Here is a 16119-nt window from a genome sequence, read left to right as displayed (position 1 = left end):
ATCGATTATCATCCCACCGCCGGTCCCCCCACGCGGGGGGTTAAAAGGGAATCCGCAGTGCTGTTACAGCACCCAACGGAACTGCCCCCGCAACTGTAGATGACGAGCCTGCTCCGTGTTTGCCACTGGGATAACCCCCGGGAAGGCTGGAGCCAGGTGATGACCCATCAGTCAGGAGACCTGCCGGCAAAGTCCACAAACTAACCGGCGGGGTGTCCGGGGAGGCATCCTGCTTAGTACTGTTGCTGCAGCAGAACCGATGATGCATTCCCGACCGTGCACCTGTGCCCCGTGTACGATCAAATGGAGATTGCATCATGCTGTTGCACCGTGTTGTTACCCTCATGGCCACCCTGGCGTTGCCGGCACTGGCCCATGCCGCCCCCACGCACTACCCCCTGAGCCTGCAGAACTGCGCCAGCCCGCTGACATTCGAGCATGCCCCGAAAAGCGCGGTAACCATCGGCCAGGCCGGCACCGAAATGTTCTATGCCCTGGGGCTGGGCGACAGGCTGGTGGGAACGTCACTGTGGTTCAACGATGTACCTGTGCAATACCGGGCACAAAACGACAAGGTTGAGCGCCTGGCCGACAACGACCCGAGCTTTGAAGCCGTCATTGCCAAGCGCCCGGAGCTGGTGGCCGTGCAACTGGAGTGGATGGTGGGGCCGCAGGGGGTTGTGGGTACCCGTGAGCAGTTTCACGAACTGAACATCCCCACCTACCTGATGCCTTCGGATTGCGAAGGCAAGGACAACCTGGTCGGGGCCGACGGCACACGCCTGCAGCCGTTCAGCATAGACAGCGTCTACAAGAGCATCAGCCAGCTGGCCGAGATCTTCGATGTGCAGCAGCGCGGCGAACAACTCAACAGCCAGCTCAAGGCAAGCCTGGAAAAATCCATCACCTCACTCAAGGGCAAGGACCTGAGTTCCACCAGCGCATTGTTCTGGTTCTCCAGTGCAGACATGGATATTGACCCTTATGTTGCCGGGCGCAAAGGCATCCCCGACTTTATGCTCAACACCCTTGGCGTACGCAATGTCGTGGAGTCCGATGAGGAGTGGCCGACCGTTGGCTGGGAAACCCTGGCCAAGGCCAACCCGACGTTTCTGGTGATCGCACGCATGGACCGCCGACGTTTCCCGGCGGATGACGTCGAGAAAAAACTGGCGTTCCTGCGTACCGACCCGGTAACCCGCACTATGGATGCCGTGAAAAACAACCGCATCATCATCCTCGATGCCCATGCGATGCAGGCCAGCCTGCGCCTGTTCGACGGGATCGAAACACTCGCCACTGCCATCCGCCAACACGACCTGCCTAAATGACTGCACGCTTGCTACTGGCCTTGGCAGCCTGTGTTGCACTGTTACTGGCAGTGCTCGCCGGAGTGGCCATCGGTGAAACTCCGATCGCACCCGGTGTCGTGCTGCAGGTTCTGGCCAACAAGCTGTGGGCCGCCGGGCATGTGCTGGACCCGATCGACGAAGGGATTGTCTGGAGCTACCGCCTGACCCGAGCCCTGGTGGCTGCGGCCTGCGGTGCGGGGCTGGCCACCTGTGGCGTGGTGTTGCAGTCGTTGCTGCGCAACCCGCTGGCTGACCCCTACCTGCTGGGGATATCCGCCGGTGCTTCGACCGGTGCCGTACTGGTGGCAGTACTGGGGTTGGGCGCGGGGGCGCTATCACTGTCGGCCGGGGCCTTTGCCGGAGCCATTTGCGCCTTCGCCCTGGTGATTTTACTGGCACGGGCCAGCGGGCCCACCGGCGCTAGCGCCCAGATCATCCTGGCAGGCATCGCCGGTTCGCAGTTGTTTAACGCAATCACGGCCTTCCTGATCACCAAGTCGGCCAGCTCCGAGCAGGCCCGCGGGATCATGTTCTGGTTGCTCGGCAACCTCAGTGGCGTGCGCTGGCCTGCAGTGTGGCTGGCGGTTCCCGTGGCCGTGGCGGGGCTGGCCGTGTGCCTGTGGCATCGGCGGGCGCTGGATGCCTTCACCTTTGGTGCGGACTCGGCGGCGTCACTGGGCATCCCGGTGCGCCGGGTACAGCTGTTGCTGATCAGTTGTGCAGCGCTGGTCACGGCCGTGATGGTGTCGATTGTCGGCTCCATCGGCTTTGTCGGGCTGGTCATCCCCCACGCCGTGCGTTTGCTGGCAGGTACCGGGCATGGTCGCCTGTTGCCCGCCAGCGCCCTGGGCGGGGCGTTGTTCCTGATCGCCGCCGATGTCCTGTCGCGCACCCTGATAAAAGGCCAGGTGATTCCGGTCGGCGTGGTCACCGCCCTGGTGGGCGCGCCGGTATTTGCACTGATCCTGATCGGCCGGAGACATGCGCGATGACGGTACTGAGCTGTAGCGATCTGGGTTACCGCGTGGGTGATGCTCACCTGTTGCAAGGCATCACCCTCAGCGTGCAGCGCGGCGAGACCCTGGGGATTGTCGGGCCCAATGGCTCGGGCAAGTCCACATTGCTCAAGCTGCTGGCCAACCTGCGGGTGCCCGGCCAGGGCCAGGTGCTACTGCACGATCAGGCGCTGGGCAAAATCAGCCAGCGCACTATTGCGCAAACGCTGGCGGTGGTCGAGCAGCATGCCGACACCCATGACGCCATTGGCGTATTCGATGCTGTTGCCCTGGGCCGTACACCCTGGCTGTCGGCGCTAAGCCCGTGGTCGGCCAAGGACACGGCCATCGTCGAGCAGGCACTGGCCGATGTGGATGCCACCCACCTGCGCGACCGCAGCTGGCGTGGGCTGTCGGGGGGTGAGCGCCAACGCGTGCATATTGCCCGGGCCCTGGCGCAGCGCCCGCAAATCCTGTTGCTGGATGAACCCACCAATCACCTGGACATCCAGCATCAGCTGAGCATTTTAAAAACCGTACAGGCCCTGCCCGTGACCACCCTGATTGCCCTGCACGATCTCAACCAGGCCTTGAGCTGTGATCGCCTGGCAATTCTTGAGCGGGGCCGCCTGATGGCGCTTGGCAAACCCCTTGAAGTCCTGACCCCGCAACGGCTGCAGGCCACATTCGGGGTACAGGCGCACTACCTGACAGACCCTTTTGACGGCGCGCAGATCCTGCGCATGCGCGTTTGAACACTATTTAAGAGAGCCAACCATGCGTATTTCATCCCTGACCCTGCTGCTGACCAGTGCCCTGCTCTGCACCTCGGCACTGGCACAAACCCACGAAGTCAAAATGCTTACCCGCAGCGCCAATGCCGGCATGGTCTATGAGCCGGACTACCTGCAGATCGCCCCCGGCGACACGGTCAAGTTCATCCCCACGCAAAGTGGCCACAATGCTGCGACCCTGCCCGGGCTGCTGCCTGAAGGCGCACAACCCTTCAAGGGCAAGATCAATCAGGCGGTGGAGCAAACCTTCAGCGTGCCCGGCCTCTACGGCATTCAATGCATTCCGCACCTGGCAATGGGCATGGTCATGCTGATCCAGGTGGGCGAGCCCGCAGCCAAGCCCCCGGTACTGCCCGCCACACTGCCCAAGCGCGCACTTGACCGCTTGACTGCCGCACTGCAACAGCAGGTGGCGAAATGAGTGCCGTAAGCACGCGCTCCGCGATCCTGTTCGCCCTCGCCAGCCCCCTGGCGTTGGCGGAGTCGGCCCAGGAGCAGGCCAAGGGCTTGATCGAAGATACTACCTGGAGCGTGGTCAACCGTACGGTCTACGACAACCGTGAGTATCGCCACGGCGCCAGTAACAGCGGCGCTCGCAACGCATACAAACCACGCGCCGAACGCAATGGCTATGCCGAAGAATGGGCCTACGGCCTGATGGGCACCTTGCAGTCCGGTTTTACCCAGGGCCTGATCGGTGTCGGGGTGGATGCCCACGCCTATATGGGCCTCAAGCTGGACAGCGGCGGTGGTCGCGCCGGCAAGGCTCGCCTACTGGGCCTGGATAACGACGGCTACCCCAAGGACAACTACGGCCGCGGCGGCGCGGCGCTCAAGCTGCGGATGTCCAATACGGTACTGTCCTGGGGTGAACAACGGGTCAAGACCCCGGTGTTCAGTTCATCCGACAGCCGCTTGCTGCCGGAAACCGCCACCGGGGTGTTCCTCACCAGCAACGAGTTCAATGCCCTGAAAATGGTCGGCGGGCATTTCACCGAAAGCACCGACCGCAACGCCAGCAGCCACGACCAGGGGTTTGTAGTCAATTATTCCAACGGCCCCAAGGGCGATGCATTCGACCTGGCCGGCCTGGTGTATACCCCGGGCAAAACCTTCAGCGCCAGCCTTTACACCTCGCGCTACGAGAACACCTGGAACCAGCATTACCTGGGCGCCGTCTTCAGCCACGCGCTGGATGAAAACCGCTCGCTGTCGCTGAACCTCAACCTGTACCGCACCACCGATGAAGGCAAGGCGCTGTCGGGTACTATCGACAACACCACCTGGAGCTTGTTGAGCACCTACGCCCAGGGGCCGCACAGCTTCAGCCTGGGGTATCAGAAAGTGCATGGCGACACGCCATTTGACTATGTGACCCGGGGCGCGATCTTCCTGACCAACGCGGTGCAATTGTCTGACTTCAACGCCCCCAACGAACAATCATGGCAAGCGCGCTACGACCTGGCGATGACCCCCTGGGGCATGCCGGGGTTGGTGTTCAGCGCAGCGTATGTACGAGGCAGCCAGATTGACGGTACGCACGTTGACCCGCGGGGCGGCTATGCGTATCTGGGCTATGGCAAAGGCGGGAAACACTGGGAACGGGATCTGGAAGCACGCTATGTGGTGCAGAGTGGTGTGGCCAAGGGCACCATCATGTCATTGCGACACAATGTGCATCGAGGCAACACCGCACAGGCCGAACTGGATGCAGACCAGATCCGCCTTGCGGTCGAGTACCCGCTGACGGGGCGGTTTTGATGATTAACGGCCTATAACACTGTAGTCGCTGAGGAGCGAAGCGAGGCTGCGATCGGGTGCGCAGCGCCCGTAAAATCGAGTAGCGAGGTACACCGAGTGCTCAGGGTTCACGGGCGCAACGCACCCGATCGCAGCCTTCGTTCCTCGGCAGCGACTACAGGAAAACTTTAGTGCATCGAACCATGGTCGTGGTGCATCGGCATGCTGTTGAGTGCCCGCGCCTCGGCCTTGACCTCAATCTGCTCCTTGACCCCTTTGCTGTCTTCAACAATCAGGGTCAAGGGCACTTGATCACCGGCTTTCACCTGGTTCACCAAGTCAATCAGCATCACATGGTAGCCCTCAGGTTCAATGGCCACGCTCTTGCCTGCAGGCAACGCGACCGCTGCCACCGGCTGCATGCTCATCACATCGTTTTGCATTTTCGACTCGTGGATCTGCACCGTCCTGGCCACCGGCGAGCGGACTTCAACCAGCTTGCTGTCGGTGCTCGAAGTAATGTGCATAAAGGCACCGGTCGAAGGCTGGCCGGCCACGGTGGCGCGCACCCAGGCATCGTCCACTACGGTTTGCGCAGAAACATGCAGGCTCATGCCCAGCAGTGACAACAACAGATACTTAACAGGCTTCATAGGGTTGGCTCATTCCAAAGGGCACAGGATCAGCAGACTGACATCACTGTCAGCAGGTCTTCGGCACATTGCTTGGCGGACAGCGAAGGCGACAGGCCAAGGCGCAATACACCACGGGAATCGAACACGAAACTGGTCGCGGTGTGCGACAGGGTGTACGAATCGCCGGTCGGGATCTTCTCGTAAAACACCTTGAATTCCTTGGCCGTGGCCGCGGTTTCTTCCAGGGTGCCGGACAAGGCGATAAAACTCGGGTCGAAGGCTTTTACATACGCATCAAGCATCGCCGGCTTGTCGCGCTCAGGGTCCAGGGTGATAAACACCACTTGCAGGCGGTCACCATCGGGGCCCATCATTTTCTTCGCCTGGGCGGCACGGGCCAGCGCTGTCGGGCACACGGCCGGGCACTGGGTAAAACCGAAGAAAATCATCGGCATCATCCCGCGAAAGCTGCCCAGCATCATCTCGTTGCCTTGCGCATCCCTGAGCTTGAACTTGCGCCCGAGGATTTCATTGCTGAGGTCTTTGCCGTATTTGTATGACAAACCGCTGCCGGGGTCGCAACCTGCGATCAACCCCAGGCTGAGCAAGCCAAGGCCGGTGACTACGCGGCGGCGAGTCAGTAAATCATTCATGTCAGGTTCCTTTAAGCGGCCTTTTTCAACGAACAAGGCCTTTAACCTGCGCACTGTCAGGCAGGTGTGTACGCTGCCCGATGCCTGGAGTGACCGGCTCGGCGCGCACGATTGCTGTGGGGTAGACGTGTTGCATAGGCACGGAATTTACCACTGTCGCAGGTCTGTCGCACGGCAGCCATGCCCCTCAATGGTGCATGGCCTCGCCGCCAGCCCGTAAAACCGTGGGGTACAGCAATACCTGCGACAAATCGACACAGGCACGGTTTCTGGCGGATTCAACGCTTTGCGCTATGGGCAACCACCTGCCGCACCGCTAGACGCGCATTTTTTTCACATCGGCTTCACCTCCCTGCCACCTCCTCCCGATTAACGTGCCGGCCATAACTTACGTTGATAACAGGCGCGCAGATGGAAAGCATGGCTGGCGTTGTACCTCACACTACCCGCACTCAAGGTCTTGAGCGCTGGGCAATACCCGGATTGATCCTGGCGTTTGTGGTGTTTTACCTGTTGCCCCTGATGACCCACGGCTTGTGGATTCCTGACGAAACCCGCTACGCCCAGATCGGCCAGGACATGCTCCATAGCGGCAACTGGGTGGCCCCGCACTTTATGGGTTTGCGCTATTTCGAAAAGCCCATTGCCGGTTACTGGATGATCGCCATCGGGCAAGCCGTATTCGGTGACAACCTGTTCGGCGTGCGTATCGCTTCGGCGCTGAGTACCGGGCTGAGCGTGTGGCTGGTCTGGCTGATCGCCGGGCGGTTGTGGCGTGACCCGCGCAAGCGTTTCGCCAGTACCCTGATTTATATGAGCTTCGGCCTGGTGGCCGGGCAAGCCGGGTATGCCAACCTCGACCCGCAGTTCACTTTTTGGGTCAACCTCAGCCTGGTGGCCGTGTGGTTCGCCTTCGACAGCAGCACTCGGCGTGCGCGCCTGTGTGCATGGGCCGTACTGGGACTGGCCTGCGGCATGGGATTTATGACCAAGGGTTTTCTGGCCTGGTTACTGCCCGTATTGATCGCCGTGCCCTATGCCTTGTGGCAGCGGCGCATCAAGGAGGTGCTGAGCTATGGCCCGCTGGCGATCCTTGTGGCAGTGGCGATCTGCCTGCCGTGGGCGCTGGCGATCCATCATCAGGAGCCGGACTTCTGGCAGTTCTTTTTCTGGAACGAACATATCCGTCGTTTTAGCGCGGCGGATGCGCAACACACCCAGCCCTGGTGGTTCTACCTGCCGATCCTGCTGGCCGCCAGCCTGCCGTGGGCGGCCTTGTTGCCGAAAACCCTGGTGGATGCCTGGAAGCTCAAGCGCCAACCCGCGATCGCTTACCTGTTGCTGTGGTTGCTGCTGCCACTGGCGATCTTCAGCCTGAGCAAGGGCAAGCTGCCCACCTACATAATGCCGTGCCTGTTGCCTTTGGCGCTCCTGATGGGCCATGCCGTGGTGTTATGGAGGGAGCAGGCAAAGGGCCGCACCCTGCGTATCAACGGCCTGTTGAATGTGTTGTTGGCGGTGGCCGGGCTGGTGGGGCTGGCTTACCTGCAATTGAGTCGTCCGGTGTATGAGAACAGCGAGGTCTTCAGCCTGTCGCTGGCCTATATCGTGTTGCTGGGCTGGCTGCTGAGCAATGCCTTGCAAGCCCTGCGCCCGTTGCTGCTGTGGGCTGCACCTGCGGTGGGCATGGGAGTGCTGGTGGCGCTGTTGCCCGCCGCGATGCCCGGGGTGATCGTCAACAGCAAAATGCCCGATCAATTTATTGCCGAGCATGTGCAGGAGCTGAGCGAGACCAACACGCTGCTCAGCAATGACCTGGGCGCGGCATCGGCCCTGTCGTGGCGCCTGGGCCGGCCTGAAATTACGCTCTATAACACCACCGGTGAGCTTAAATATGGTTTGGGTTATGCCGATTCAGCCGGGCGTCAGGTTGATATGGATAACATCGATCGCTGGATGAAGGCGGCACGTTTACGCGGCTCGGTCGGCGTGGTCATGCGGGTTCATTCAGCGCTGGAAACCCACGAAGTCGAGTTGTTGCCGCAGGGCGGCAAGCGCTACGAACGCGGCGATCTGGCGATTTTCATCTTCCCCAAGGTTCAGCCTGAATGACTCTGATCAAACGCTGGAACAGCGAGCAAAAAGCCTTGCTGGTGTTGTTGGCCGTGTCTGCCCTGCTCTTGTTGCTGGGCCTGGGTTCACGGGAGCTGTGGGGGCCGGAAACCCGCTGGGCCAATATCGCCCTGCAGATGCTGCAAAGCGGTGATTACCTGGACCCATACCTCAAGGGTTCGCCCTACTACGACAAGCCCCTGCCCTCGTACTGGCTGATCACAGCCAGTGCCGGGCTGATGGGCGGTCTGGGGCATTGGTCACTGCGCCTGTCTTCAGTGATTGCCGCTTGGCTGAGCGTGTGGCTGGTGTACCTGATCGGCGAGCAGTTGTTTCGCAAGGGTACCGGGCTGATCGCTGGCTGGATGCTGGCCACGACTTTCTACTTTGTGTTCTGGGCGCGGGTGGCCACGGCGGACATCCTTACCGTGTTCGGCTTGCTGGCAGCCGTCTGGTGGTACTGGCGCGGCCCTGATGACACGCGTTTGAGTCGCTACTGCGTGTTTTTCCTGTTGCTGTCCCTGACTTCGCTGCTCAAGGGCCTGATCGGTTTTATCCTGCCAGGGCTGGTGCTGTTGCCTCATCTGCTGAGCGAGCAACGCTGGAAGCGCCATCTCAACGGGCGGCTGTTGCTGGCCCTGGTCATTGCCGGGGCCGTGTACATGCTGCCCTTCGTGCTGTCGCGCCTGTATGGCGCGCCCACCTATGGCGAGAGCGGGCTGGGGCTGGTGCTGCGTGAAAACGTGGTGCGCTTCTTCAACCCCTTTGACCATATGGGGCCGATTTACACCTACCTGATATACCTGCCGGCGTACACCTTGCCCTGGGCGCCGTTCTGGATGATCGGGCTGTGGGTTGCCCTGCGTCAGTGGCGTCAGATCGAGCCCAATACACGCTGGCTGGTGTGGGGGCTGGGTTTGCTGTTTGTGTTCTTTACCGCCAGCGGCAGCCGGCGCAGTTATTACGTGTTGCCGCTGGTGCCCTTTGCGCAACTGTTGGCTGCCTGGTGGGTGACCCGGCGCCTGGCGCAAGGCAAAACCACCCTGCGCCGCTGGAACATCGGTTTCGGCATGAGTGCGACGTTACTGCTGTTGGTGCTGGGGGTGTTCTATCCGTGGTCCAACGGTGGCGGCGGGGTTGTGCAGTTTGGCCAGGACGTCAAGGCGCAGGCCAGCGAGCAGGCGCCCTGGGATCAATGGCGCATGGTGATGATCGATGTGGACAACAAGCTGCCGATGTATGTGCAAAACGGCGGCGAACCGTTTTTCTATGTCGACCAGAGCCAGGATTACCCCCGCGATGGCGGCAGTGCTGCGTTGATGGCCTGGCTGGACAAAACCAGCGGCCAGCATTTCAACCCACAGCGCACGCTGATCTTTGCCCAATATCGCAGTGGCGATCCCCTGCCCCTTGGCTATTTGAGCGTGGATCACCAGACCCTCACCAGCCAGCCGGACAACGGCGACCGGTTATTGCACCAGCGTGAGGGTGGCAGCGTGGTGTATATCCCGCAAATGCGCTGACCCGACTTGGCATACTGTGGGAGCGGGCTTGCTCGCGATGGCATCGACGCGGTTTAGCTGACAGACCGCGCCGTTTGAATCGCGGGCAAGCCCGCTCCCACAAGTGTTTAGAGAATCCGGTAGAGCAGGCGTTCGATCCGCACCCGGCTTACACGACGCAGGAACTTGGCCACCGCTGGCGGGTAATCGACCAGGGTTTCCAGGTCCTTGAAATTGTCGATACGTTGCGTGTGGGCGAAGATCGCCTCCAGCTCCTTGCGCCGCGGCTCCAGCAGTTCGCGGCGCGGGTCGTCGATCAACAGGCCGTTTTCCAGATCCAGGCGGAATGCACGCGGGTTGAGGTTATTGCCGGTCAGCAAGGTGTAGCGGTCATCCACCCACATGCCTTTGAGGTGGTAGGTGTTGTCACCTTCGCGCCACAGATGCAGGTTAAGCAGGCCATTGTCGATCATCCGCTGATGGCTCTTGGCAAACCGGCGCAAGCTCATTTCATACAGGTACGGCAACGCCGCGATAACCCTGAATGGCTCGCTCGGAGGGATATAGAAGTCGTTGGCGGTCTTGTCACCGACCACGATATCAATGCGCACCCCACGCTCCAGGGCGCGATTGATTTCCCGGGTGACCGGCAAGGGCAAGTTGAAATACGGCGTGCAGATGGTCAGCTGTTGCTGGCTGCTGGCAATCAGTTCGCAAATCACCCGGCTCAGTTGATTATTCTTGCCTACCCCCAGCAGCGGGCTGACCGACAGGCCAAAGTGGCCGACCGTACCGGCGCTGGTGTCGTAGCTGGCTTTCTTCAGGTGGCTGCGAAAATCCCCGATGGCACTGCGCAGGCTGCGGGTGGTCGGCAATGTGGGCAGGTCGAGACGATGCACGGCCTTGCTGGCGATCAGGTCGTGTTCGACAAAACGCTGCATGGTGTCGGCCAGTTGCTTGTTGTGCAGCAGGTGGTAACGGTCGAAGCGATACTTGTCGAGCTTGTGCAGGTACACGTTGTTCAGGCTGGCGCCGCTGTAGATCACACAGTCGTCGACAATAAAGCCCTTGAGGTGCAACACCCCGAACAGCTCGCGGGTTTGTACCGGCACCCCATAAATGGGTACCTGGGTGGGGTGTGCTGCGGTTTGTGCCTGGTACCAGGCCGCGTTGCCGGGCTGTTTGCCGGCACCGATCAGCCCGCGCTGGGCGCGCAGCCAGTCAACCACCACGGCAATTTCCAGCTCGGGGCGTGCAGCCTTGGCCGCGTGCAGGGCATCGAGGATTTCCTGCCCGGCTTCGTCCTGTTGCAGGTACAAGGCCACCAGCGTGATGCGATGGCGAGCACCTGCAATGTGCTCCAGCAGGCAGCGACGAAAGTCCGCAGGGCTGGGCAGGATGCTTAGCGCATCGGCGGACAACGGAAAGCTGCGCAGTTTAGGCAGCAAGGAGCGTTTGAAGAGCGACGGCATAGGGCTCGCTAAGGGTCGAATGCGAAGAGCCGTAAAGCTTACACGATTCTGTGATGTGTAGCCTCAATGTGGGAGCTGGCATGCCTGCGATGCAGGCGACGCGGCCTGCCTGGTAAACCGCAGCGATGCCTTCGCGAGCAAGCCCGCTCCCACAGGGGAATCAGGTCAGCATCAGGCCTTGAGTACGCCGCTGAAACTGTGGGAGCTGGTTTGCCTGCGACGCGGTCTGTCTGGCAAACCGCAGCGATGCCTTCGCGAGCAAGCCCGCTCCCACAGGGGAATCAGGTCAGCATCAGGCCTTGAGTACGCAGCTGAAACTGTGGGAGCTGGCTTGCCTGCGATGCAGGCGACGCGGTCTGTCTGGTAAACCGCAGCGATGCTTTCGCGAGCAAGCCCGCTCCCACAGGGGAATCAGGTCAGCATCAGGCCTTGAGTACGCAGCTGAAACTGTGGGAGCTGTCTTGCCTGCGATGCAGGCGACGCGGTCTGTCTGGTAACCGCAGCGATGCCTTCGCGAGCAAGCCCGCTCCCACAGGGGAATCAGGTCAGCATCAGGCCTTGAGTACGCCGCTGAAACTGTGGGAGCTGGCTTGCCTGCGATGCAGGTTACGCGGTCTATCTGGTAAACCGCAGCGATGCCTTCGCGAGCAAGCCCGCTCCCACAGGGGAATCAGGTCAGCATCAGACCTTGAGTACGCCGCTGAAGCTGTGGGAGCTGGCTTGCCTGCGATGCGCGCGACGCGGTCTGTCTGGCAAACCGCAGTGATGCCTTCGCGAGCAAGCCCGCTCCCACAGGGGAGTCAGGTCAGCATCAGGCCTTGAGTACGCCGCTGAAACTGTGGGAGCTGGCTTGCCTGCGATGCGCGCGACGCGGTCTGTCTGGTAACCGCAGCGATGCCTTCGCGAGCAAGCCCGCTCCCACAGGGGGGGAGGTGTATTTAACTCCGGGCCAGCATCAGCAACCGCGCAATGTCTCGCGCCCGGTCGGTGAGCAAAGGCGCCGCCCGGGTGCAGGCGTCCTGCAGGGTCATCGGGCCGCTGGCAATTGCAAACGCCGCATTGATACCGTGCTCGTACAACGCCTGATAACCCTCGCCCAACGTGCCGGCCAATACCACGACCGGGACACCTTCAGCGCGGGCAATGCTCGCCACGCCAAAAGGGGTTTTACCTCGCAGGGTTTGCGCATCAAAACGGCCTTCCCCGGTGATCACCAGGTCAGCGCCCTTCACCGCTTCTGCCAGCCCCACAAGCTCAGCCACTACTTCAACCCCAGCGCGGAACTGCGCGCCAAAAAACGCCTTGGCCGCAAAACCCAAGCCTCCTGCAGCACCCGAGCCCGGCTCGTGGCGCACATCCTTGGGCAGCACATTTGCGCAGTGATCGGCAAAGTGCCCCAGCGCTTGATCCAGCAAGCGCACCTGTTCGGCCGATGCGCCCTTTTGCGGGCCGAAAATCGCCGAGGCGCCATGCTCGCCACACAGCGGGTTGTTCACGTCGGCGGCAATTTCAAAGCGCACTTCGGCCAGACGGGGGTCCAGGCCCGTCAGTTCGATACGCGCCACATGGGCCAGTGCCAGGCCGCCGCGCGGCAGGCTGTTGCCCTGGGCATCGAACAAGCCCAGGCCCAGGGCCTGCAACGCGCCAGCCCCGGCGTCATTGGTGGCACTGCCGCCGATGGCCAGGATCACCCGGCGAGCGCCGGCATCCAGTGCGGCCTTGATCAGTTCGCCGGTACCAAAGGTGCTGGTGATGCAGGCATTGCGCTGCTCCGGTTTGAGCAACTGCAGGCCGCTGGCTTCGGCCATTTCGATAATGGCCGTGTGGCTGTCCGGCAGCCAGCCCCAATGGGCCTCGACCGGTGCGCCCAGCGGGCCTTGCACATGATTGCGGCGCAACTGGCCATTACCGGCGGCGACAATCGCCTCCACCGTACCTTCACCACCATCGGCCATCGGGCATTTAACCAACTGCGCGTGGGGCATGACATCAGCCAGCCCTGCGGCGATCGCGTCGGCGACTTTTTCGGCGCTCAGGCTGTCTTTGAACGAGTCGGGGGCAATCACGATTTTCATGGGGCGAATCTCCAGTTCTTATGCCTTCCATGCTGCCAGCAACGGGGCGAAAACACGCCAGTCGGGCGCACAAGCAATCACGGGCTTTGTTGTTCATTTGGACAAGACGCTCAACCCTGAGGCAGCAGCTGCACCCCCAGATACAAGGCCAGCATGCCATTGAGGCTCAACGGATCAACCCCGCTCAGTTCCGCGATACGCTCCATGCGATAACGCAGGCTGTTGCGGTGGATCCCCAGTGCGTCGGCGCAGGCCTGGCTCTGGCCGTCGTGCTCACACCAACTGCGCAGCGTGGCGATCAGTTGCCCGTTAGCGTCCTTGGCCACCACTTTGTGCAGCGGCCCGAGCAGCTCTTCGAGGGCGTCGTCATTGCGATGGCGCCACAGCATCACCGGCAAGCGGTAGCGATTGAGGGTCAGCAGGCGGGTCTGCGGCAGCACATCACGGCCATAGGCCAACAAGTCACCCACGCGCCGGTAACAGCGCCGTAAGCCCTTGAGCGCATCGGCCTGACCGCCTGCCGCAATGCGCAGCACCTTCCAGCCCTGACCGTCGAGTTTTTCCAGCAGGCGCAGATCATCAATCACCGCCGTGGCCGGCCGGCACCACAACAACGAACCCGTGGCCGGGCACACACACCAGCTGTCGGGGTAGCGCGATTGCAGCCAGGCACTCAGGGCCTCGGCACTCTGCCCCTGGCCCAATTCAAACAGGTATGGAATCCGTGACAACTGCGGCTTGAGCCCCAATTGCTGCGCTTCATCGATCAGCCGCGGAGAATCACCGCCCTCACTGAGCAGCAACGCCACCAGATCATCACAACGCTGGCGGCGCCATTGTTGCTCGGCCTGCTGGAAGCGCTGGCCCACCAGCATTTCAGCGGTCATGCGCACCAGTTCGGCATAGGTGCGCAGCAGCTCGGGTTCGCCAGTCAGGCCCAGCACCCCGATCAGGCGCTGGTCGAGCAGCAACGGTAAGTTGATACCCGGCTGTACGCCTTTGAGGCATTTGGCGGTTTGGGCGTCGATTTCCACCACCCGTCCATTGGCCAGCACCAATTGCGCCCCTTCGTGCCGGGTGTTGATACGCTCTGGCTCGCCACTGCCCAGGATCAAGCCCTGGCTGTCCATGACGTTTACGTTGTAAGGCAATATGGCCATGGCGCGGTCAACGATGTCCTGCGCCAAATCGTGGTCCAGTTCAAACATGGGGTGACTATCCTTGGATACATTTGTTCACGGGCACAGGCGACGGAGCAAAATGCTGTGCGACAGCACAAAGACAGCGGCGTTGTGGTGACCGAGACTCAAGCTGCGGTCAACGTTACCCCTGGATCGTGAAAAAACATAATAAAGAGAGACATAAGATGTCACAGAGCGCCACCGCATCGCCGATCAGCGATGACGATAAAAACGCCATCTACAAGCGCATCACCCTGCGCTTGATCCCGTTTATTTTTATCTGCTATCTGTTCAATTACCTTGACCGGGTAAACGTTGGCTTTGCCAAATTACAGATGCTCGACGCACTCAAGTTCAGCGAAACCGTCTACGGCCTCGGTGCCGGGATCTTCTTTATCGGCTATGTGCTGTGCGGCGTGCCGAGCAACCTGGCCCTGACCCGGTTCGGCCCGCGGCGCTGGATCGCGCTGATGATGATCGCCTGGGGCACGCTGTCGACCTGCCTGATGTTTGTCACCACCCCCACCGGCTTCTACCTGCTGCGCCTGCTGACCGGCGCCGCCGAGGCGGGGTTTTTCCCGGGTGTGGTGCTGTATCTGTCGCAGTGGTTCCCGACCTTTCGCCGTGGCCGGATCATGGCCCTGTTCATGTGCGCCATTCCGGTTTCAGGCCTGATTGGCGGGCCGTTCTCCGGCTGGATCCTCAGCCACTTCGCAGCCGGCCAGGGCGGCCTGGCCGGCTGGCAGTGGATGTTCCTGCTGCAAGGCGTGCCTACCGTCTTGCTGGGCGTGCTGGCGATCTACCTGCTCAGTGACAGTTTTGCCAACGCCAAATGGCTGGGCGCCCACGAGCGGGCGGTACTGGAAGCTGACCACCGGCTGGATGCGGCGAGCAAACCGGCCTCTTCCACCGATTCGCTGCTGGCGGTGTTCAAGAACCCGGCCATCTGGGCCTTTGGCCTGATCTACTTCTGCATCCAGAGCGGCGTGTACGCGATCAACTTCTGGTTGCCGTCGATCATCAAGAACCTGGGCTTTAGCGACACCCTGGTGATTGGCTGGATCAGCGCCATTCCCTACCTGCTGGCAGCGGTATTCATGCTGCTGGTCGGGCGTTCTGCCGACTTGCACAAGGAACGCCGCTGGCACCTGGTGGTGCCGATGCTGATGGGCGCGCTGGGGCTGGTGATTGCGGTGAACTTCGCCACCCAACCGGCCATTGCGATTCTGGGCCTGACCATTGCGACCATGGGCGCGCTGACCGGTTTGCCGATGTTCTGGCCCGTGCCCACAGCGATGCTCAGCGCCGGTGCGGCAGCGGGCGGGCTGGCACTGATCAACTCGATGGGGCAGATGGCCGGTTTTCTCAGCCCGTACCTGGTGGGTTTTGTCAAAGACGCTGCAGGCTCCACTGATGTGGCCCTGTATCTGCTGGCGGCGGTGATCGTGGGTGGCAGCCTGCTGGCACTGCGCATGACCCGCGGGATCAAGAACGCTTAATCAAGCACAACCTGTGGGAGCCGGGCTTGCCCGCGATGGCAACACCGCGGTCTGACAGACAGACCGCAGCTCCCACAGATGCTCTGGCGCCCACAATCAATCAAGGATT

13 protein-coding genes and 1 riboswitch are annotated in these 16119 nt (G+C 61.5%); of the genes, 8 read left to right on the top strand and 5 right to left on the bottom strand.

Annotated elements, in window-relative coordinates:
- Positions 1–3: 3 nt before the first annotated feature.
- Positions 4–203: riboswitch (cobalamin riboswitch) on the top strand.
- A gap of 114 nt (positions 204–317) precedes the next feature.
- From BFC21_RS05640 to BFC21_RS05620, 5 genes are read left to right on the top strand one after another with little or no spacing between them, the layout of a single operon-like run.
- A complete protein-coding gene (locus BFC21_RS05640; RefSeq protein WP_120265781.1) occupies positions 318–1331 on the top strand; it encodes an ABC transporter substrate-binding protein in 1014 nt (337 codons plus the stop codon).
- Entirely contained in the window at positions 1328–2344 is a 1017-nt protein-coding gene (locus BFC21_RS05635) for an iron ABC transporter permease (protein ID WP_088377381.1), read from the top strand. Before BFC21_RS05640 ends, BFC21_RS05635 begins: the two co-directional genes overlap by 4 nt.
- A complete protein-coding gene (locus tag BFC21_RS05630) occupies positions 2341–3102 on the top strand; it encodes an ABC transporter ATP-binding protein (RefSeq protein ID WP_088377380.1) in 762 nt (253 codons plus the stop codon). The genes BFC21_RS05635 and BFC21_RS05630 overlap by 4 nt, the downstream gene beginning before the upstream one ends.
- 22 nt (positions 3103–3124) lie before the next feature.
- On the top strand, positions 3125–3562 hold the full coding sequence (locus BFC21_RS05625; protein WP_088377379.1) for a pseudoazurin: 438 nt from the start codon (positions 3125–3127) through the stop codon (positions 3560–3562).
- On the top strand, positions 3559–4902 hold the full coding sequence (locus BFC21_RS05620; RefSeq protein WP_120265780.1) for an OprD family porin: 1344 nt from the start codon (positions 3559–3561) through the stop codon (positions 4900–4902). The genes BFC21_RS05625 and BFC21_RS05620 overlap by 4 nt, the downstream gene beginning before the upstream one ends.
- 167 nt (positions 4903–5069) lie before the next feature.
- Here the strand turns inward: BFC21_RS05620 and BFC21_RS05615 are convergent, their stop codons facing one another.
- The gene (locus BFC21_RS05615) at positions 5070–5534 is read right to left on the bottom strand and encodes a copper chaperone PCu(A)C (protein WP_088377377.1); all 465 of its coding nucleotides are present in this window, start codon (positions 5532–5534) and stop codon (positions 5070–5072) included.
- A gap of 29 nt (positions 5535–5563) precedes the next feature.
- Positions 5564–6169, bottom strand: coding sequence for an SCO family protein (locus BFC21_RS05610; protein ID WP_016780913.1), 606 nt, complete (start codon positions 6167–6169; stop codon positions 5564–5566).
- Between the two features lie 411 nt (positions 6170–6580).
- Here BFC21_RS05610 and arnT point away from each other — a divergent pair, with 411 nt between their 5' ends.
- Entirely contained in the window at positions 6581–8281 is a 1701-nt protein-coding gene (arnT, locus tag BFC21_RS05605; RefSeq protein ID WP_120265779.1) for a lipid IV(A) 4-amino-4-deoxy-L-arabinosyltransferase, read from the top strand.
- Positions 8278–9804: an ArnT family glycosyltransferase gene (locus BFC21_RS05600; RefSeq protein ID WP_371914938.1), complete on the top strand. Its 1527-nt coding sequence runs from the start codon at positions 8278–8280 to the stop codon at positions 9802–9804. The genes arnT and BFC21_RS05600 overlap by 4 nt, the downstream gene beginning before the upstream one ends.
- A gap of 107 nt (positions 9805–9911) precedes the next feature.
- Here BFC21_RS05600 and pssA read toward each other — a convergent pair whose 3' ends face one another.
- The 3 genes from pssA to BFC21_RS05585 form a co-directional block, all read right to left on the bottom strand.
- A complete protein-coding gene (gene pssA / locus BFC21_RS05595; protein WP_088377376.1) occupies positions 9912–11255 on the bottom strand; it encodes a CDP-diacylglycerol--serine O-phosphatidyltransferase in 1344 nt (447 codons plus the stop codon).
- Positions 11256–12193: 938 nt separating this feature from the next.
- Complete coding sequence (locus tag BFC21_RS05590) at positions 12194–13330, bottom strand: glycerate kinase (protein WP_088377375.1); 1137 nt, start codon at positions 13328–13330, stop codon at positions 12194–12196.
- A gap of 110 nt (positions 13331–13440) precedes the next feature.
- On the bottom strand, positions 13441–14538 hold the full coding sequence (locus BFC21_RS05585; RefSeq protein WP_120265778.1) for a sugar diacid recognition domain-containing protein: 1098 nt from the start codon (positions 14536–14538) through the stop codon (positions 13441–13443).
- Positions 14539–14696: 158 nt separating this feature from the next.
- Between BFC21_RS05585 and BFC21_RS05580 the strand changes: the two genes are divergently transcribed.
- Positions 14697–16010 carry an MFS transporter gene (locus BFC21_RS05580; RefSeq protein WP_088377374.1) on the top strand — a complete coding sequence of 438 codons (1314 nt, stop codon included), beginning with the start codon at positions 14697–14699 and terminating at the stop codon, positions 16008–16010.
- Positions 16011–16119: the final 109 nt, after the last annotated feature.

Origin of the sequence: Pseudomonas sp. TMW 2.1634 (assembly GCF_001703595.1) — a bacterium.
GTDB lineage: Bacteria > Pseudomonadota > Gammaproteobacteria > Pseudomonadales > Pseudomonadaceae > Aquipseudomonas > Aquipseudomonas fragi.
This window is presented reverse-complemented; position numbering and strand designations above follow the sequence as displayed.